General features: G+C 70.7%; 1 protein-coding gene. It reads left to right on the top strand.

The window, feature by feature from the left end; genetic code table 11:
* The coding region (locus tag HW466_RS31275; protein ID WP_176316162.1) for a lactonase family protein at positions 1–498 on the top strand (498 nt) is incomplete at both ends.

Raw genomic sequence — 498 nt, 5'->3', positions numbered from 1 at the left:
GGGGATCCGCTCGCAGCCCTACCGCGTGCTCAGCTTTGCGCTCAATCCGCTCGACGGCCGCCTCACCGAACTCGGCAGCGCGCCGCTCGAGCACAGCATGCCCTACCTGTCGACCGACGCGACGGGCCGCTACCTGTTCTCGGCCTCCTACGACGGCAACCTGCTGGCGGTCAACACGATCGGCGCGGACGGCCTGGTCGGCCCGGTCAGGCAGACCATCCCCACCGGCCCGAAGGCGCACGCGATGCTGCCCGCGCCCGACAATCGCGTGGCCTTCGCCTCGGTGCTCGGCGCCGACGCCTGGCTGCGGCTGCGCTTCGAGGCCGGCACCGGCGAGCTGACGCTGGACGACGCGCCGGCCTATGCGCTGCCGCCCAAGTCGGGTCCGCGCCATTTCAGCTTCTCGCCCGACCAGCGCTTCGTCTACCTGATCGACGAACTGGACGGCAAGCTGCACGTGCTGGCCTTCGATCGCGACCATGACCGCGTGAAGCCGGT

The organism is Burkholderia territorii (assembly GCF_902833055.1).
Taxonomy (GTDB): domain Bacteria; phylum Pseudomonadota; class Gammaproteobacteria; order Burkholderiales; family Burkholderiaceae; genus Burkholderia; species Burkholderia territorii.
Note: the sequence above shows the minus strand (reverse complement) of the source record. Positions and strands in the feature narration are given on the sequence as shown.